Raw genomic sequence first — 18,491 nt, 5'->3', positions numbered from 1 at the left:
CGAGGTGTAACCTTTGAACGCTATTTTTTTGCCCAAATGAAAAGCGAGGCTCCCATGAGCGAGTTCTTTGAGCGCAACGGCGAGTTGATTCAACGACGCTGGCCGAGGGTCTGGTATCGACTGTCGGTCGAGAACAGTGCCACCTTGCAAACTGATCTGGTGAAAGGCCTGGACTCGACGTTGAGCATCAATGGCATTCAGCTGACCAGTCGCCATGACCGCAAACGTGAAGCTGCGCTTCAGGCTCAAACCCTGCCGGTCGAGAGTCCCGTGGTGCATGTCTATGGCACCGGTTTGGGTGATTTGCAGCTGCAATTGCTCGAGCGTGCCGGGCTTGAACGCGTGTACGTGCACATTCTGAATGGCGCGGTGTTTGCCTTGGTGCTGCAACTGCTCGATCAGCAGCAATGGCTCGGCGATCCGCGAGTCGAACTGCTGTACGCCGGCGAGCTGGCGGAGATCCGCTTGCCATATTTCGCATTGCCGTCCGAGCTGGTGCTGGCGGACGACTTCAATGCGAAGATCCGCGACCGGCTGATCAGCGAAACCCACCTGACCTTCAATAACCGTGAATTCGATCCGGCTAATCCCGAGATCGCCGAACGTTTGCAGGCGTCCTTTGAGCGTGTTCGCGGCGATGCCGATGCGTCCGGGCTGTTCGCCTCCTGCTCGGGCAGGGAGGTGTTTGTGATTGCGACCGGGCCGAGCCTGGAACAGCATTTCGACACGCTGCGTGCGGTGCGCGAGCAGTCGCAACGGCCGCTGTTCATTTGTGTCGATACCGCCTACCGGCCGCTGGTCGAGCATGGCATCACACCGGATGTGGTGGTCACTATTGATCAGCGCATCTCGGCGCGACATTTGCCCAGCGATGCCACGAGCGCTATCACGCTGGTCTACATGCCGTTGGTTGATCCAGCCGTTTTAGAGGCCTGGCAGGGCAAGCGTTATGTGGCCTATTCCGCCAGCCCGGTGTACGAGCACATGCGTCAGCAATTGCCCAAGGCGCAGCTGTTTGTCGGGGGCAGTGTTATTCATCCGGCGGTGGACCTGGCGGTAAAAATGGGCGCCAGCCAGATCACCCTGTTCGGGGCTGATTTTGCTTTCCCGAACAACAAGACCCACACCGGCTGGAATGACGGTGATCTTGGGCCGCAAGTGGGCGCCGCCCGGCATTGGGTACTCGACGGCCAGGGGCAGCGGGTCAAGACGCAGCTCAATTTCCGCAGCTATTTGTGCGAGCTGGAGCGGTACATCGCCGGGCATCCCGGGGTGGCGTTCTATAACAGCAGTCGGGCAGGGGCGCAGATCGTCGGCACGACTTTCCATCCGGAGCTCACGCGATGACTCAACATCTTCTGGCTGCCCCGGCGCAGCACTGTTCGGTGCTGTTCCGGCTGGGACGAGATGTCGAAGCCGCGCTGTTCATGGTCGGGGTATGCACGGAGGTGCAATCGGTGATGGGTCAGCAGAATGTCGAAGTCCAGTCCCGCTGGACGGCATTGCTCACCCTCATGCTCGCCTGCCAGGAAGCCCAGGATTGGTTGGCGCTAGCTGACTATCTCGATCATGAACTGCCCCAATTGCTCGAAGCGGCTACGGCCAACCAGGCTTTTTAGCAATATGCCGGGGCAGGCGAGTCCTCGCTGTCCCGCCCCCGGCATTTCCCTGGCGTCACTTTTCCTGCATCGCGTTGGCGCTAAGCCCTTGTTTCATTGAGGGTGGCAGTGTGATGGCAAAATTTTTTCAAAATCCCCTAAAGCAACCTGCATTCGCGACGATAACTATTACGAAGGTTCTCTAGGCCATACCCGGCGGTTGCCAGGGCCGGAAGCCGCAGTACCCAACCAACGAGGAATTCGTCATGGCTTTGACAGTAAACACCAACACTACTTCTCTGAATGTTCAGAAGAACCTGAACAAGGCTTCCGATGCTCTTTCGACTTCGATGACTCGCCTGTCTTCCGGCCTGAAAATCAACAGCGCAAAAGACGACGCCGCCGGCCTGCAAATCGCTAACCGTATGACCTCGCAGATCCGTGGTCAGACCATGGCTATCAAAAACGCCAACGACGGTGTTTCGATCGCTCAGACCGCTGAAGGCGCTCTGCAGGAATCGACCAACATTCTGCAGCGTATGCGTGAAATCTCCCTGCAATCGCGAAACGATTCCAACGGCACTGCTGACCGTACCGCTCTGGACAAAGAGTACCAACAGTCGATCGCTGAATTGACCCGTATTGCTCAGTCCACCAACCTGAACGGCAAGGCACTGATCGACGGTACCGCTGGCGCGATGGAATTCCAGGTAGGTGCGGGTACTACTTCCGACAACCAGATCACCCTGACCCTGGCGACGAGCTTCGACGCCAGCGCCCTGGGCATGACCGGTACTACCATCTCCGGTACTTCCAACTCGGGTAACCACAACTCCGTTTCGGCGGCCATCAAGGCTATCGACGCTGCACTGGACAAAATCAACTCCACTCGTGCTGACCTCGGTGCTGCTCAAAACCGTTTCTCCACCACCATCTCCAACCTGCAGAACATCAACGAAAACGCCAGCGCTGCACTGAGCCGCGTACAGGACACCGACTTCGCTGCTGAAACTGCACAACTGACCAAGCAGAACACTCTGCAACAAGCTTCCACCGCAGTTCTGGCTCAGGCCAACCAACTGCCATCCGCTGTACTGAAACTGCTTCAGTAATAGCCGGTTGAGTTTTGGCGGGGGAGTGCGCTTGCGCGCTCTCTCGCTTTTTCAGTTTAAGAGGTGATGGACATGGATATGAGCGCGAAGCTGAACTTGTCTTATCCAGCTGCGAAGCCGGCGACGACTGTTGCTGACAAGGCGGTGGAGAAGCCTCGAGCCGATGCCGCAGTGGCAACGGTCAAGGATGAGCCAAAAGACGCGACAACCGATCAGGACAAACTGAAGATGGCCGTTCAGGAAATCGAAAAGTTCGTTCAGTCGATCAAGCGCAATCTGGAGTTCTCGATTGATGAGCCTTCAGGCAAAGTCATCGTGAAAGTGATCGCCAGTGAATCGGGTGAAGTGGTTCGCCAAATCCCCAACGAAGAAATCCTCAAGCTGGCAAACAGTTTGAATGATGCAAGCAGTCTGCTGTTCAGCGCGAAAGCCTGACGGCTGGCATGAATTTTGTTGCTATGTTCTTTTGGGCGTTGAAATGGTCAAAAGGCCGGCGACACACTGAAGGGAGTCCCACATGGCAAGTCCAATCCTACCGGGTCTGGGTCTAGGCTCCGGCCTCGATACCACGGCTATCGTCAAAGCCTTGGTTGATGCTGACAAAGCGGCCAAGCAGAATCAGATCACCCGCCAGACCAATACCAATACCGCGCAGATTTCCGGTATCGGGTCTCTCAAAAGTGTGTTGGCGAATTTTCAGGCCGCGATCAAAGCGCTCGGTGATACGAAGACCCCGCAATTCCTGGGGTTCAGCGCTACGTCGTCCGACGCCAAAGTGCTGACCGCTGTTGCCGGCAATAACGCGGTCAACGGCACCTATGTCATCAAGGTCAACAACCTCGCGACCTCCTCGAAAGTCGCGACCGCCGCGTTTGCCGGTGGCCCAAGCAGTGCCATTCCGAGTGGTACGCTCAACATCACTCAAAATGGCATTTCCCGCCCTGTCGAGATTCCCACCGGCGCTACCCTGCAATCGGTTCGGGATGCGATCAACACCCAGCAAGGCGCCAATGGCTTCAGTGCCAACATTATCACTGACGCCTTTGGTTCCCGACTGGTCGTGGGCTCCAGCGTTACCGGGAAAGGGTCCGATATCACAATGAGTGGTATCGCCGGCCTGCAAATCACCGCCGGTCAGAAGATGGGCACCACGCCTACGGCGACCTCGGCCGGTGCCATTGGTGAACTGGCCGTTGACGCGAGCCTGACGATCGACGGACTGGAAGTGCCGAGCAAAACCAACACCGTGGAGGGCGCTGTTTCCGGCCTGACACTGAATCTGGTGGCTGGTGGCGGGTTGACGACGACTGTGACAGTCGGACCGAACAATGACGGTTTGAAAAAATCGATCCAGACCTTCGTCGATGCCTACAACCAGGTGGTCACCAGCGTCAACGCGCTGACCAAGCCCGGTCTGGATAAAGATGGCAAGCCGACTGTTGCGGCGGCATTGACCGGCGACCCGCTCGCCCGGAGCGTTCTGGCGTCGATCCGTGATCCGTTGGCGAACGTGGGTGCAGGCGACAAGCTGACCGTGCTTTCGCAGTTGGGTATTACCACCAACCAGAAGACCGGCGCGCTCGATTTTGATAGCACCAAGTTCACTAATGCGATGACTACGCAGAAACTGGGTGGTGAAATCCAGACGTTGTTCCTCGGTGATCCAGCGGCAACCGGTGATGCGGCCAAGGGTCTGCTGGAGCGCATGAACGCGGTGATTACGCCTTATACCGTCACGGGTAACGAAGGCATTCTGGATGCGCGTTCGACCAATCTGGCGAAGGTCAAAACCAACCTGGCCAACCAGCAGGAGGCACTGGACCGTCGGGTCAAGACGCTGACAGACGTGCTGACCAAGAAGTACAACGACATGGACAACCTGGTCGGCAAGCTCAAGGCAACGGCTGCCAACATCACCTCGATGTTCGACGCGATGAACGCCCAGAAAAACGCCTGATAGCGCGCAAGCGCCAAAAGCCCGGCAGCGATTTCCGCTTGTCGGGCTTTTTTTGTTTCGATCTAAAGATTTTTGACGCCGTGTCGATACACTGGCTATACGAATCACACAGTTTTGATGAGGTAAAGCATGAACCCGATGTTAGCCCTTCGGCAGTACCAGAAGATTGGCGCTCAGGCCCAGACTTCCGAAGCCAGCCCCCATCGCCTGGTGCAAATGCTCATGGAGGGTGGCCTGGATCGTATCGCTCAGGCCAAGGGAGCCATGGAGCGCAAAGACATTCCGAACAAAGGCATTTTCATCGGTAAGGCGATCGGCATCATCGGCGGCTTGCGTGAGGGTCTGGACCTGGAGAATTCCGTCGAGTCCGTGGGTGAGCTGGACAAGTTGTACACCTACATGATGAAGCGTCTGACTGAAGCCAACGTCAAAACCGATCCAAAGATTCTCGACGAAGTCGCCGACCTGCTTCGCACCGTCAAAGACGGCTGGGATGCTATCGCCGCGCCGGGTCCGCAGTTTTAAGGAGATCACCATGAGTCTTGTATTGCAGCGAATCGAAGCAACCCGCGAAGGCCTGGTCGGTGCTCTGGCCGAGCGAAACTGGGAAGCCATTGGTGAATTGGACCTGGCTTGCCGATCCTGCATGGAAGACGTCTTGAGTGAAGCTTCGGTGGACGAGGCCGCGTTGCGCGACAACCTCGAAGAATTGCTGGGGGTGTACAAGCAGCTTCTAGACGCCGCGACGGGGGAGAGGCAGGCGATAGTCGATGAGATGTCGCAGATCCACCAAGCACAGAACGCGGCAAAGGTTTACCATCTGTTTGGTTAATAATCCGCAGTTAATCCAGACATGTGCGCCATAAATTTGACTGTGCACGGTTTTTTGACTTAACTAGTGGCTGGTAACAGATTTCAGGCGTCTACAGGTTTAACGTGCCTGCAAGCGTCTAGCTTGCCCTTCATTTTTCGGGCATCGAGTTGACTAGGGAAGTTGCTATTGCATGTGGCGTGAAACCAAAATTCTGCTGATTGATGACGATAGCGTCCGTCGCCGCGACCTGGCGGTGATTTTAAATTTTCTTGGCGAAGAAAATTTACCCTGCGGTAGCCATGACTGGCAGCAGGCGGTCGGCTCTTTGTCATCAAGTCGTGAAGTGATCTGTGTCCTGATCGGGACGGTCAATGCTCCTGGCGCACTTCCGGGCTTGTTAAAGACACTCGCTACCTGGGATGAGTTCCTTCCGGTTTTGTTGATGGGCGATAATTCTTCCGTTGACTTGCCTGAAGACCAGCGTCGCCGGGTGCTTTCGACCCTGGAAATGCCGCCCAGCTACAGCAAGCTGCTCGATTCGCTGCACCGTGCCCAGGTCTATCGCGAGATGTATGACCAGGCCCGCGAGCGCGGTCGTCATCGCGAACCCAATCTTTTCCGCAGTCTTGTCGGCACCAGCCGGGCGATTCAACACGTCCGCCAGATGATGCAGCAAGTCGCCGACACCGACGCCAGCGTGCTGATCCTCGGCGAGTCCGGGACGGGCAAGGAAGTGGTCGCGCGCAACCTGCACTATCACTCCAAGCGTCGCGATGCGCCGTTCGTTCCAGTCAACTGCGGCGCGATTCCGGCCGAGTTGCTGGAAAGCGAATTGTTCGGCCACGAGAAGGGCGCTTTCACCGGGGCCATCACCAGTCGTGCCGGGCGTTTCGAGCTGGCCAATGGCGGCACGCTGTTCCTCGATGAAATCGGCGACATGCCGTTGCCGATGCAGGTCAAGCTGCTGCGCGTATTGCAGGAGCGCACCTTCGAGCGCGTGGGCAGCAACAAGACCCAAAGCGTCGATGTGCGCATCATCGCGGCCACCCACAAGAATCTCGAAAGCATGATCGAGATCGGCACCTTCCGCGAAGACCTGTACTACCGTCTGAACGTGTTCCCGATCGAAATGGCGCCATTGCGCGAACGTGTCGAAGATATCCCGTTGCTGATGAACGAGTTGATCTCGCGCATGGAGCACGAGAAGCGCGGTTCGATCCGCTTCAACTCCGCAGCCATCATGTCGCTGTGCCGACATGGCTGGCCGGGCAACGTCCGCGAACTCGCCAACCTGGTGGAGCGCATGGCGATCATGCACCCGTACGGGGTGATCGGCGTGGTCGAGCTGCCGAAGAAATTCCGCTACGTCGACGACGAGGACGAGCAACTGGTCGACAGCCTGCGCAGTGATCTGGAAGAGCGCGTGGCCATCAATGGTCACACGCCTGACTTCACCGCCAACGCCATGCTGCCGCCGGAAGGCCTGGACCTGAAAGACTATCTCGGTGGTCTGGAGCAGGGCCTGATTCAGCAGGCGCTGGATGATGCCAACGGTATCGTGGCACGCGCCGCCGAACGGTTGCGCATTCGCCGTACCACGCTGGTGGAGAAGATGCGCAAGTACGGCATGAGCCGTCGCGACGGTGATGAACAGGCAGATGATTGACGCCTGTTTTTCAAGTCCTTCATTTATAGGCGGTTTTTTTTAGGCACGGGTATTGCTACGTCCCTCGCAACGTTCCGTTTAACTGACGGTCAGCCACGCGAGAGAGCACGATGCCCCAAGCCGCCCAGATGTCTCCTGTCCCTGACACCTTGGGGCAACCGTCGTCCGTAGAGCAGGCGAGCCGGCTTGGTCTCGAGCAGGCATTTGCACTGTTCAATCAGATGTCGAGCCAGTTGACCGATTCCTACAGCCTGCTCGAAGCCCGGGTCACCGAGCTCAAGGGCGAGCTGGCGGTGGTCAGCGCTCAGCGGATGCAGGAACTGGCGGAAAAGGAACGTCTGGCCAATCGTCTGCAAAACCTCCTTGATCTGTTGCCCGGCGGCGTCATTGTCATTGACGCACAAGGCATCGTGCGCGAAGCCAATCCCGCAGCCTGCGAACTGCTCGGTCTGCCCCTCGAAGGCGAGCTCTGGCGGCATGTGATTGCTCGTTGTTTCGCGCCGCGCGAGGACGACGGTCATGAAATTTCTCTCAAGGACGGTCGGCGGCTGTCGATTGCCACGCGCTCGCTGGATGCCGAGCCGGGTCAGTTGGTGCTGCTCAATGACTTGACTGAAACCCGTCATCTGCAGGATCAACTGGCCCGTCACGAACGCCTGTCGTCCCTCGGTCGAATGGTCGCGTCGCTGGCGCATCAAATTCGCACACCCTTGTCCGCCGCGTTGCTCTACGCCAGTCACTTGACTGAGCAAGAGCTGCCGGTCGCCACGCAACAGCGCTTTGCCGGACGCTTGAAAGAGCGTCTGCACGAGCTCGAACATCAGGTGCGCGACATGCTGGTGTTCGCTCGCGGCGAACTGCCGCTGACCGACCGCATCACGCCGAAGATGCTGATGCAGTCCTTGCAGTCGGCCGCGTTGACTCACGTACAGGATTTGCCGATCCGCTGGCAGTGCGACAGCCATGCGGGCGAATTGCTGTGCAACCGCGACACGCTGGTCGGGGCGATTCTCAATCTGATCGAGAACGCCATTCAGGCCAGTGCCGGTGACGTGCGTTTGAAAGTGCATCTCTACAGCCGTGACAGCCACCTGCGGGTGTCGGTCAGCGATAGCGGCAGCGGCATCGATGCGAAGGTGCTGGCGCGTCTGGGTGAACCGTTTTTTACCACCAAAACCACCGGAACCGGCCTCGGCCTGACGGTGGTCAAGGCGGTGGCGCGTGCCCATCAGGGAGAATTGCAACTGCGCTCGCGGCCAGGTCGCGGGACTCGCGCGCAGGTCATTCTGCCGCTGTTTGCTGATGAGAAACGTGGCGCTCAGGGAGCGGAGTGAAGGACATGGCAATCAAGGTTTTACTGGTCGAGGATGACCGCGCGTTGCGTGAAGCGCTGGCGGATACGCTGATGCTTGCGGGGCACGATTACAAGGCTGTCGGTTCGGCAGAAGAGGCGCTGGAGGCGGTCGCAGGCGAGGCGTTCAATCTGGTGCTCAGCGACGTCAACATGCCCGGCATGGATGGCCACCAACTGCTTGGCTTGTTGCGCGCGCGTCAGCCGCAACTGCCGGTGTTGCTGATGACGGCGCACGGGGCTGTGGAGCGGGCAGTCGATGCGATGCGCCAGGGCGCGGCGGATTACCTGGTCAAGCCGTTCGAGCCCAAAGCGCTGCTCGATCTGGTGGCGCGTCATGCGCTGGGCAGCCTCGGCGCTGCCGACAGCGAGGGGCCAATCGCGTTCGAGCCGGCCAGTGCGCAGTTACTGGAATTGGCCGCACGCGTGGCGCGCAGTGATTCCACGGTACTGATCTCCGGTGAATCCGGGACCGGTAAAGAAGTGTTGGCGCGTTACATCCATCAGCATTCTCATCGTGCCAGCCAGCCGTTCATTGCGATCAACTGCGCCGCGATCCCGGACAACATGCTTGAAGCGACGCTGTTCGGCCACGAAAAGGGCTCGTTCACCGGCGCTATTGCAGCGCAGGCGGGCAAGTTCGAGCAAGCCGACGGCGGCACCATTCTGCTCGACGAAATATCGGAAATGCCCCTGGGTCTGCAGGCCAAGTTGTTGCGCGTGTTGCAAGAGCGTGAAGTCGAGCGGGTCGGCGCACGCAAGCCGATTATCCTGGATATCCGGGTGGTCGCGACCACCAACCGTGACCTCGCCGGCGAAGTGGCGGCGGGGCGTTTTCGCGAAGACCTTTACTATCGGCTGTCAGTATTCCCGTTGGCCTGGCGTCCTTTGCGCGAGCGCACTGCCGACATCCTGCCGCTGGCCGAGCGTCTGCTGGCCAAACACGTCAATAAAATGAAGCATGCCGCGGCGAGACTCTCGCCCGAGGCGCAGGCGTGCCTGATCGGTTATCCATGGCCAGGCAATGTGCGCGAGCTGGATAACGCGATTCAGCGTGCATTGATTCTGCAGCAGGGCGGGTTGATCCAGCCGCAGGATTTCTGCCTTACCGGGCCTGTGGCCTGCGCGCCGCTGCCAGCGTTGACGCCTGCGCCGGTGCGCGCCGTGGAGGTTGAGTCGGAATCTGCCGGAGCGCTGGGCGACGATCTGCGGCGTCGCGAGTTCCAGATGATCATCGACACCTTGCGCTCCGAGCGCGGTCGCCGCAAAGAAGCGGCCGAACGCCTGGGCATCAGCCCGCGCACCTTGCGCTACAAGCTGGCGCAGATGCGCGATGCCGGCATGGACGTCGAGGCCTACCTGTTCGCCACCTGAAAATGGATGCATGCGAAACCTCTGTGGGAGCGAGCCTGCTCGCGAAGTGGGCGTGTCAGTCGACATTTATGTGGCTGTCACGCCGCCTTCGCGAGCAGGCTCGCTCCCACAATGAGGTTTGCGCAAGGAAGCCCCGCAAAGGCTTTTGTTAAGCAAAGCCACCGAGCTGGCACCCTTGTTGCTAACACCTCACTACCCGCCGAGTGAGTGTCAAAAAATTGCGGATTGCCATTGAGAGTAGATCATGAGCCAAGGTATTGAATTCAATCGATTGATGCTGGACATGCGTTCCATGCAAATGGATGCCATGTCTGCGTCGAAATCGACTGCCGCCGTCCCTGAAATGAGTGGCAGCAGCTTTTCCGACATGCTCGGCCAGGCCGTCAATAAAGTGAATGACACCCAGCAGGCGTCGAGTCAGTTGTCCAATGCCTTCGAAATTGGCAAGAGCGGCGTCGACCTGACGGATGTGATGATTTCCTCGCAGAAGGCCAGCGTGTCTTTCCAGGCGTTGACTCAAGTGCGTAACAAGCTGGTTCAGGCCTATCAAGACATCATGCAGATGCCGGTTTAAGGACGATATTGAGTCATGGCAGAAGCAATCGCCGATAATGTTCCGGCCAAGGCCACTCCGGTAGACGGCAAACCGCCGCTGTTCGGGTTGTCCTTCCTGGAAAACCTCTCCGAGATGACCATGTTGCGTCAGGTGGGCCTGTTGGTCGGCCTGGCTGCGAGCGTGGCGATTGGCTTCGCCGTGGTGTTGTGGTCCCAACAGCCGGACTACCGGCCTCTGTACGGCAGCCTTGCCGGTATGGACGCCAAGCAGGTCATGGACACCCTGGCCGCCGCTGATATTCCTTACACCGTTGAACCGAACTCCGGTGCCTTGCTGGTCAAGGCCGATGATCTGTCCCGTGCGCGCATCAAACTCGCGGGCGCTGGTGTCACTCCCAGCGACGGCAACATCGGTTTCGAGATCCTCGACAAGGACCAGGGGCTGGGCACCAGCCAGTTCATGGAAGCGACCCGGTATCGTCGTGGCCTCGAAGGCGAACTGGCGCGGACCATCTCCAGCCTGAACAACGTCAAGGGTGCCCGCGTGCACCTGGCGATTCCGAAAAGCTCGGTGTTCGTGCGCGATGAGCGCAAGCCAAGCGCGTCGGTTCTGGTGGAGCTGTACTCCGGCCGCTCGCTGGAGCCAGGCCAGGTCGTGGCGATCATCAACCTGGTCGCCACCAGCGTTCCGGAACTGAGCAAATCGCAAATCACCGTCGTCGACCAGAAGGGCAACCTGCTGTCGGATCAGGCGGAGAACTCCGAACTGACCATGGCCGGCAAGCAATTCGATTACAGCCGTCGCATGGAAAGCATGCTCACCCAGCGTGTGCACAACATTCTGCAACCGGTGCTGGGTAACGACCGCTATAAAGCCGAAGTTTCGGCCGACGTGGACTTCAGTGCCGTCGAATCGACTTCCGAGCAGTTCAACCCGGATCAACCGGCGTTGCGCAGCGAGCAGTCGGTCAACGAGCAACGCACCGCCAGCAATGGCCCGCAAGGCGTGCCGGGTGCTCTGAGCAACCAACCGCCCGCGCCTGCTTCCGCGCCGCAAACCACCGGTGGCGCCACCGCGTCGGCCGGCATGGTGCAGCCAGGTCAGCCGCTGCTTGATGCCAACGGCCAGCAAATCATGGACCCGGCCACCGGCCAGCCGATGCTCGCGCCGTACCCGGCAGACAAGCGTCAACAATCCACCAAGAACTTCGAACTCGACCGCTCCATCAGCCACACCAAACAGCAACAGGGCCGGTTGAATCGCCTGTCGGTGTCGGTGGTGGTGGACGATCAGGTCAAGCTCAACGCGGCCAACGGCGAAACCACCCGTGCGCCGTGGAGCGCCGACGAATTGGCGCGCTTCACCCGTCTGGTTCAGGACGCGGTCGGTTTCGACGCCAGCCGTGGCGACAGTGTCAGCGTGATCAACATGCCGTTCTCCGCCGAGCGTGCCGAGGTGATTGCCGATATTCCGTTCTATTCCCAGCCGTGGTTCTGGGACATCGTCAAGCAAGTGTTGGGTGTCTTGTTCATCCTGATCCTGGTGTTTGGCGTGCTGCGTCCGGTGCTCAACAACATCACCAATGGCGGCAAAAACAAACAGCTGGGCCTGGGCAGCGACGTCGAACTCGGTGGCATGGGCGGCCTGGACGGCGAACTGGCCAACGACCGCGTCAGCCTCGGCGGCCCGACCAGCATCCTGCTGCCGAGCCCGAGCGAAGGCTATGACGCACAGTTGAACGCAATCAAGAGTCTGGTGGCAGAAGATCCGGGTCGTGTGGCCCAGGTCGTGAAAGAGTGGATTAACGCAGATGAGTGATAACCGAGCCGCTGTCGCCAAACTGTCCCGGGTCGACAAAGCCGCGATTCTGCTGCTGTCCCTCGGTTCGACCGATGCCGCACAAGTGTTGCGCCACATGGGGCCCAAAGAGGTCCAGCGTGTCGGTGTGGCCATGGCGCAGATGGGTAACGTGCACCGCGAGCAGGTCGAGCAGGTCATGAGCGAGTTCGTCGACATCGTCGGCGACCAGACCAGCCTGGGCGTCGGCTCCGACGACTACGTGCGCAAAATGCTCACCCAGGCACTGGGCGAAGACAAGGCCAACGGCCTGATCGACCGGATCCTGCTGGGCGGCAACACCAGTGGCCTCGACAGCCTGAAGTGGATGGAACCGCGCGCCGTCGCCGACGTGATCCGTTACGAGCACCCGCAGATTCAGGCGATTGTCGTGGCGTATCTCGACCCGGACCAGGCCGGCGAAGTGTTGGGCAACTTCGACCACAAGGTGCGTCTGGACATCATTCTGCGGGTGTCTTCGTTGAACACCGTGCAGCCAGCGGCCTTGAAAGAACTCAACCAGATTCTCGAGAAGCAGTTCTCCGGCAACTCGAATGCTTCGCGCACCACCCTGGGTGGCATCAAGCGTGCGGCTGACATCATGAACTTCCTCGACAGCTCGATCGAAGGTCAATTGATGGACTCGATCCGCGAAGTCGACGAAGACCTGTCCGGTCAGATCGAAGACCTCATGTTCGTGTTCAACAACCTGGCGGATGTCGACGACCGCGGCATTCAGGCGTTGCTGCGCGAAGTGTCCTCCGACGTGCTGGTGCTGGCCCTCAAGGGGTCGGACGAAGGCGTCAAGGAGAAGATCTTCAAGAACATGTCCAAACGGGCGGCCGAACTGTTGCGCGACGACCTCGAGGCCAAAGGCCCGGTGCGCGTCAGCGACGTGGAAACCGCGCAGAAAGAAATCCTCACCATTGCTCGCCGTATGGCCGAAGCCGGAGAAATCGTTCTCGGCGGGAAGGGCGGCGAAGAGATGATCTAAGGTCACTATGTCGTCCAAACATGATGAGTCCCAGACCGACCTGATCCGTGGCAAGGATGTCGCGGGTTTTGACATCTGGTCGCTGCCCAGTTTCGATCCGCATGTGCCGGAGCCCGAGCCGGAACCCGAGCCCGAGCCGCCGGAGATGGAAGAAGTGCCGCTGGAAGAAGTCCAGCCACTGACCCTCGAAGAGCTCGAAAGCATTCGCCAGGAGGCCTACAACGAAGGCTTCGCGGTCGGCGAGAAAGAAGGCTTTCACAGCACCACGCTCAGGGTCCGTCAGGAAGCCGACGTGGCGCTGGCCGCCAAGGTCGCCGCTCTGGAGCAATTGATGGGGCATCTGTTCGAGCCCATCGCCGAACAGGACACCCTGATCGAGAAGTCCCTGGTCGACCTCGTGCAGCACATCACCAAACAGGTGGTTCAGCGCGAGCTGGCCATCGACTCGACGCAAATCGAACTGGTCATGCGCGACGCCCTCAAGCTGTTGCCGCTGGGTGTGGGCAATGTGCGGCTCTACATCAATCCGCAGGATTTCGAGCAGGTCAAAAGCTTGCGCGAGCGCCATGAAGAAACCTGGCGCATCGTCGAGGACGATACGTTGTTGCCCGGTGGTTGCCGGGTCGAGACCGAGCACAGTCGCATTGACGCTACCGTCGAGACTCGTGTCGCGCGAGTGATGGACAAGCTGTTCGATCAGATGCACGAACAGGCCCTGCACCCGGCTGCGCCGGACCTGAGCCTGGAGTTGCCAATCGACACGAGGCCTGTCGTCGACGCTGAACCGGAAGATCCCGATGCGCCTTGAACGCACCAGCTTCGCCAAGCGCCTGGGCACCTATGCCGAGGCCACGGAGCTGGCCGGCGCGCCAATCCTCGAAGGCCGTCTGCTGCGCATGGTCGGCCTGACACTCGAAGCCGAAGGCTTGCGCGCTGCCATGGGCAGTCGCTGCATGGTCATCAACGATGACAGTTATCACCCGGTGCAGGTCGAAGCCGAAGTCATGGGCTTCGCTGGCAGCAAAGTTTTCCTGATGCCGGTCGGCAGCGTCGCTGGCATTGCGCCCGGCGCGCGTGTGGTGCCGTTGGCGGATACCGGTCGCCTGCCGATGGGCATGAGCATGCTCGGGCGGGTGCTCGATGGCGCCGGCCGTGCGCTGGACGGCAAGGGCGGGATGAAGGCCGAAGACTGGGTGCCGATGGACGGCCCGACGATCAACCCGCTCAAGCGCCATCCGATCAGCGAACCGCTGGACGTGGGCATTCGTTCGATCAACGGTTTGTTGACGGTCGGTCGCGGCCAGCGGCTCGGGCTGTTCGCCGGTACCGGCGTCGGCAAGAGTGTGCTGTTGGGCATGATGACCCGCTTCACCGAGGCCGACATTATTGTCGTCGGACTGATCGGTGAGCGGGGTCGTGAAGTCAAGGAATTCATCGAGCACATCCTCGGTGAAGAAGGCCTCAAGCGTTCGGTGGTCGTCGCCTCGCCGGCGGACGATGCGCCGCTGATGCGCCTGCGCGCCGCGATGTATTGCACGCGGATCGCCGAGTATTTCCGCGACAAGGGCAAGAACGTTTTGTTGCTGATGGATTCGCTGACCCGTTTCGCCCAGGCCCAGCGGGAAATCGCCCTGGCCATTGGCGAACCGCCGGCCACCAAGGGTTATCCGCCATCGGTATTCGCCAAGTTGCCGAAACTGGTAGAGCGCGCCGGTAACGCCGAGAAGGGCGGCGGTTCGATCACCGCGTTTTACACCGTGCTGTCCGAAGGCGATGACCAGCAGGACCCGATTGCCGATGCGGCGCGGGGCGTGCTCGACGGGCACATCGTGTTGTCGCGGCGCCTGGCCGAAGAAGGGCATTACCCGGCCATCGACATCGAAGCGTCGATCAGCCGTGTCATGCCGTCGGTGGTCACGCCGGAACACATGAAGCGCGCCCAATACTTCAAGCAGCTGTGGTCGCGCTATCAACAGAGTCGCGACCTGATCAGTGTTGGCGCCTATGTGGCCGGCGGTGATCGCGAAACCGACCTGGCGATTTCCCTGCAACCACAGTTGGTCAAATACCTGCGTCAGGGGTTGAACGACAGCATCAGCCTGGGCGAAAGCGAAGCCTATCTCGGCTCGATCTTCGCGCCTGCGGCGGGCGGTTAAGCGGTCATGGCCCAGAGTCGGGCAGGGCGTCTCGCGCCAGTGGTGGACATGGCCGAGAAGGTCGAAAAAACCGCCGTCCAGCGCCTGGGTCATTTTCAGGGTCAGGTGCGCCTGGCTGAAAGCAAACTCGCCGACCTTGAAGCCTTCCGCCTCGACTATCAGGAACAGTGGATCATTCGTGGCAGCAGCGGCGTCTCCGGCCAATGGTTACTGGGCTACCAGGGCTTCCTTGCGCAACTGGGCGTCGCTATCGATCAGCAGCGCCAGAGTCTGGCGTGGCATCAGAACAATTTGAACAAGGCGCGGGAAGCCTGGCAGCAGGCGTTCGCCCGTGTCGAAGGCTTGCGCAAACTGGTTCAGCGCTACGCGGACGAGGCGCGGCAGCTGGAAGACCGGCGCGAGCAGAAACTGCTGGACGAGTTGTCCCAGCGGTTGCCGCGTGAGAGTCCGTACTAGAAGATCGCAGCCTGCGGCAGCTCCTACAGAATCGGGTTTGCACACGGCTTGTGTAGGAGCTGCCGCAGGCTGCGATTTTTTGATCTTGCCCCGACCCTCACCAGATGCTAAACCTTGTACAAGCGTGTTCACCAATGACAAGGAAGCCGTCCAATGTCAGTTGTCACAGAAATTTCCCAAGATGGGCAGAAGCTGACGATATCGATCAAGGGACGATTCGATTTCGCCAAGCATCAGGAATTTCGCGAGTCCTACGAAAACCTTAAGCCAAAGCCTGAATCCTTCGAGGTCGATTTGAAGGATGCCACTTACCTCGACAGTTCCGCGCTCGGCATGCTGTTGCTGTTGCGTGATCACGCGGGCGGCGAGAATGCCGAGGTCACCTTGACCAACGCCAATGCCGATGTGCGGAAAATCCTCGCCATCTCCAATTTCGAACAGATCTTCGACGTCGCGTGACAGCGGTGCAATCGTTGTTCGAAACCCTGACGATCCTGATCGCCGAAGACAGCGCGGCTGACCGCATGCTGCTGTCGAGTATCGTCCGCCGTCAGGGTCACGAAGTGTTGACGGCGGCCAACGGTGCCGAAGCGGTTGAGGTGTTTCGTCAGCAACGACCGCAACTGGTGCTGATGGACGCGATGATGCCGGTGATGGACGGCTTCGAGGCGGCGCGGCAGATCAAGGCGCTTGCCGGCGAAACCCTCGTGCCGATCATCTTCCTGACGTCGCTGAGCGAAAGCGAAGCCTTGGCCCGCTGTCTGGAGGCTGGCGGTGACGACTTTCTGGCAAAACCTTACAACCAGGTGATCCTCGCCGCCAAAATCAAGGCGATGGACCGCTTGCGCCGGCTGCAGGCGACGGTGCTGCAGCAACGAGACCAGATCGCCAGGCATCACGACTACCTGCTGAACGAGCAGCGCGTGGCGAAGGCCGTGTTCGACAAGGTTGCCCATTCCGGCTGCCTCAACGCTCCCAATATTCGCTACTCGCAATCGCCCTATGCGCTGTTCAACGGCGACCTGCTGCTGGCGGCGTTTACCCCGGCCGGCGACATGCATGTATTGCTCGGAGATTTCACCGGCCACGGCTTGCCCGCTGCGGTCGGGGCCATGCCGCTGGCCGAAGTGTTCTACGGCATGACCGCCAAGGGCTACGGCCTGTCGGAAACCCTGCGCGAAATGAACGCCAAGCTCAAGCGCATTCTGCCGGTCGACATGTTCTGTTGTGCAACGCTGCTGTGCCTGAGTTTTCAGCGGCGCTCGGTGGAAGTCTGGAACGGCGGGATGCCGGACGGCTACCTGCACAACATCGTCACTGGCGAGCGCACACCGCTGACGGCGCGGCATTTGCCGCTCGGCGTGCTCAGCCCGCAGACCTTTGATGACCGCACCGAAGTGTTCCCGATGGCCGTGGGCGATCGAGTGTTCCTGTTGTCCGACGGGGTGATCGATACGTGTGATGCCAACGAGCAGTTGTTCGGCGTCGAGCGATTGCAGCGAGTGTTCGCGGCCAATCTTCAACCGGATAACCTGTTCGAAGAGATCGAGCAGGCGTTGCGCGTTTTCGGTGGCAACGCCCGCGACGATGTCAGCATGGTCGAGGTCAGTCTGCTGGAAGCGGCGCAATTGAGCCCGCCGGCCCTGGTCTACTCCGACAGTGGTCAATCCTGCCCGCTGGACTGGTCGGTGAGTTTCGAGTTTCGCGCCGCCACCCTGAAACGCTTCAATCCGCTGCCGTACTTATTGCAGTTGCTGTTGGAGGTTCATGGTTTGCGCGCCCAGAGCGGCGCGCTCTACAGTGTGCTCGCGGAGCTGTATTCCAATGCGCTGGAGCATGGCGTGCTGGGACTGGATTCGAGCCTCAAGCGCGATGCCCTGGGTTTCACCCGCTATTATCAGCAGCGCAATACACGCTTGGACGAATTGCAGGACGGCTACGTGCGGGTGTATCTGCAGGTGACGCCAAAAGGCGAGGGCGGTTGCCTGGCGATTCGGGTCGAAGACAGTGGCAAGGGATTTGATGTCGAACGGGTGATGGCGCGCCCTGTGGATGGCGTCCGTCTGTCGGGACGTGGCGTCAGCCTGATCCGCCAGTTGAGCCGTAATGCGAGCTGGGCCGACGATGGTCGAAGTGCCCGCGTGGAGTTTTTCTGGGAGGCTCAGGCATAATCCACGCATTCTTGATCAAGGAGTGAGCAAGTGGCTGACAAACACCTGGACCGCGATGTGCTTAGCGCGTTGCAAGAGGTCATGGAGGATGAGTATCCGACGTTGCTGGATACCTTTCTCGCCGATTCCCAAGAGCGCTTGAGTTTGTTGCTCAAGGCTGGCGATGCCGAGACGCTCGGCGCCACGGCGCACAGTTTCAAAGGCAGTTGCAGCAACATGGGCGCCCTTCGACTGGCAGAGCTGTGTCATGAGCTCGAGCAGATCACCCGGCACGCAACCCTGAAAGGTGTCGAGCAGCTGGTCCGGGAAATCAATGACGAATTCGCCTTGGTGCGTCCGCTTTATGAGGCGGAACGCCAGCGTTCAATGGCTGACAAAGCGACCGTCCGGCGTTTTTAAAGCAGCCAGGGCAAAGCTGGCTCAAGCCTTGCAGCAATCTCCGCAATTGCA

19 protein-coding genes are annotated in these 18,491 nt (G+C 59.7%); all 19 read left to right on the top strand.

From position 1 onward, the window contains the following. The first annotated feature begins 54 nt into the window (after window positions 1–54). The 19 genes from F8N62_RS19325 to F8N62_RS19235 all read left to right on the top strand — a co-directional run bounded on the left by F8N62_RS19325 (window position 55) and on the right by F8N62_RS19235 (window position 18,440). Complete coding sequence (locus tag F8N62_RS19325) at window positions 55–1,347, top strand: motility associated factor glycosyltransferase family protein (RefSeq protein ID WP_150712173.1); 1,293 nt, start codon at window positions 55–57, stop codon at window positions 1,345–1,347. Continuing rightward, window positions 1,344–1,619, top strand: a complete 276-nt coding sequence (locus F8N62_RS19320) for a hypothetical protein (RefSeq protein WP_150712172.1) — start codon at window positions 1,344–1,346, stop codon at window positions 1,617–1,619. Before F8N62_RS19325 ends, F8N62_RS19320 begins: the two co-directional genes overlap by 4 nt. Window positions 1,620–1,864: 245 nt before the next feature. Then, window positions 1,865–2,710, top strand: coding sequence for a flagellin domain-containing protein (locus tag F8N62_RS19315; RefSeq protein ID WP_150712171.1), 846 nt, complete (start codon window positions 1,865–1,867; stop codon window positions 2,708–2,710). Window positions 2,711–2,782: 72 nt separating this feature from the next. Beyond that, entirely contained in the window at window positions 2,783–3,145 is a 363-nt protein-coding gene (locus F8N62_RS19310) for a flagellar protein FlaG (protein WP_150712170.1), read from the top strand. Window positions 3,146–3,227: 82 nt separating this feature from the next. Then, window positions 3,228–4,667, top strand: coding sequence for a flagellar filament capping protein FliD (fliD, locus tag F8N62_RS19305; protein WP_150712169.1), 1,440 nt, complete (start codon window positions 3,228–3,230; stop codon window positions 4,665–4,667). Between the two features lie 129 nt (window positions 4,668–4,796). Next, a complete protein-coding gene (fliS, locus tag F8N62_RS19300; protein WP_008035229.1) occupies window positions 4,797–5,192 on the top strand; it encodes a flagellar export chaperone FliS in 396 nt (131 codons plus the stop codon). A gap of 10 nt (window positions 5,193–5,202) precedes the next feature. Beyond that, complete coding sequence (locus F8N62_RS19295; protein ID WP_150712168.1) at window positions 5,203–5,499, top strand: flagellar protein FliT; 297 nt, start codon at window positions 5,203–5,205, stop codon at window positions 5,497–5,499. Window positions 5,500–5,671: 172 nt separating this feature from the next. Then, complete coding sequence (locus F8N62_RS19290; RefSeq protein WP_150712167.1) at window positions 5,672–7,147, top strand: sigma-54 dependent transcriptional regulator; 1,476 nt, start codon at window positions 5,672–5,674, stop codon at window positions 7,145–7,147. Between the two features lie 128 nt (window positions 7,148–7,275). Further along, window positions 7,276–8,481 (top strand): sensor histidine kinase, encoded by a 1,206-nt coding sequence (locus tag F8N62_RS19285; RefSeq protein ID WP_191632405.1) that lies wholly within the window; start codon window positions 7,276–7,278, stop codon window positions 8,479–8,481. 5 nt (window positions 8,482–8,486) lie between these two features. After that, window positions 8,487–9,872: a sigma-54-dependent response regulator transcription factor FleR gene (gene fleR, locus F8N62_RS19280; protein WP_150712165.1), complete on the top strand. Its 1,386-nt coding sequence runs from the start codon at window positions 8,487–8,489 to the stop codon at window positions 9,870–9,872. Between the two features lie 244 nt (window positions 9,873–10,116). Then, window positions 10,117–10,446 (top strand): flagellar hook-basal body complex protein FliE, encoded by a 330-nt coding sequence (gene fliE / locus F8N62_RS19275; protein WP_150712164.1) that lies wholly within the window; start codon window positions 10,117–10,119, stop codon window positions 10,444–10,446. Window positions 10,447–10,461: 15 nt separating this feature from the next. Then, the gene (fliF, locus tag F8N62_RS19270; RefSeq protein WP_150712163.1) at window positions 10,462–12,246 is read left to right on the top strand and encodes a flagellar basal-body MS-ring/collar protein FliF; all 1,785 of its coding nucleotides are present in this window, start codon (window positions 10,462–10,464) and stop codon (window positions 12,244–12,246) included. Beyond that, on the top strand, window positions 12,239–13,258 hold the full coding sequence (gene fliG, locus F8N62_RS19265; protein ID WP_007958288.1) for a flagellar motor switch protein FliG: 1,020 nt from the start codon (window positions 12,239–12,241) through the stop codon (window positions 13,256–13,258). The genes fliF and fliG overlap by 8 nt, the downstream gene beginning before the upstream one ends. Before the next feature lie 7 nt (window positions 13,259–13,265). Continuing rightward, window positions 13,266–14,066 (top strand): flagellar assembly protein FliH, encoded by an 801-nt coding sequence (gene fliH, locus F8N62_RS19260; protein ID WP_150712162.1) that lies wholly within the window; start codon window positions 13,266–13,268, stop codon window positions 14,064–14,066. Continuing rightward, window positions 14,056–15,414, top strand: coding sequence for a flagellar protein export ATPase FliI (gene fliI, locus F8N62_RS19255; protein ID WP_150712161.1), 1,359 nt, complete (start codon window positions 14,056–14,058; stop codon window positions 15,412–15,414). Before fliH ends, fliI begins: the two co-directional genes overlap by 11 nt. Window positions 15,415–15,420: 6 nt before the next feature. Next, on the top strand, window positions 15,421–15,870 hold the full coding sequence (fliJ, locus tag F8N62_RS19250) for a flagellar export protein FliJ (protein WP_150712160.1): 450 nt from the start codon (window positions 15,421–15,423) through the stop codon (window positions 15,868–15,870). Window positions 15,871–16,023: 153 nt separating this feature from the next. Then, window positions 16,024–16,329 carry an STAS domain-containing protein gene (locus tag F8N62_RS19245; protein WP_150712159.1) on the top strand — a complete coding sequence of 102 codons (306 nt, stop codon included), beginning with the start codon at window positions 16,024–16,026 and terminating at the stop codon, window positions 16,327–16,329. Between the two features lie 5 nt (window positions 16,330–16,334). Next, window positions 16,335–18,041, top strand: coding sequence for a fused response regulator/phosphatase (locus F8N62_RS19240; protein WP_150712211.1), 1,707 nt, complete (start codon window positions 16,335–16,337; stop codon window positions 18,039–18,041). Window positions 18,042–18,071: 30 nt separating this feature from the next. Continuing rightward, window positions 18,072–18,440: an Hpt domain-containing protein gene (locus F8N62_RS19235; protein WP_150712158.1), complete on the top strand. Its 369-nt coding sequence runs from the start codon at window positions 18,072–18,074 to the stop codon at window positions 18,438–18,440. Window positions 18,441–18,491: the final 51 nt, after the last annotated feature.

The sequence above is a fragment of the Pseudomonas fluorescens genome (assembly GCF_902497785.1).
GTDB classification, from domain to species: Bacteria; Pseudomonadota; Gammaproteobacteria; order Pseudomonadales; family Pseudomonadaceae; genus Aquipseudomonas; species Aquipseudomonas fluorescens_BO.
Note: the sequence above shows the minus strand (reverse complement) of the source record. Positions and strands in the feature narration are given on the sequence as shown.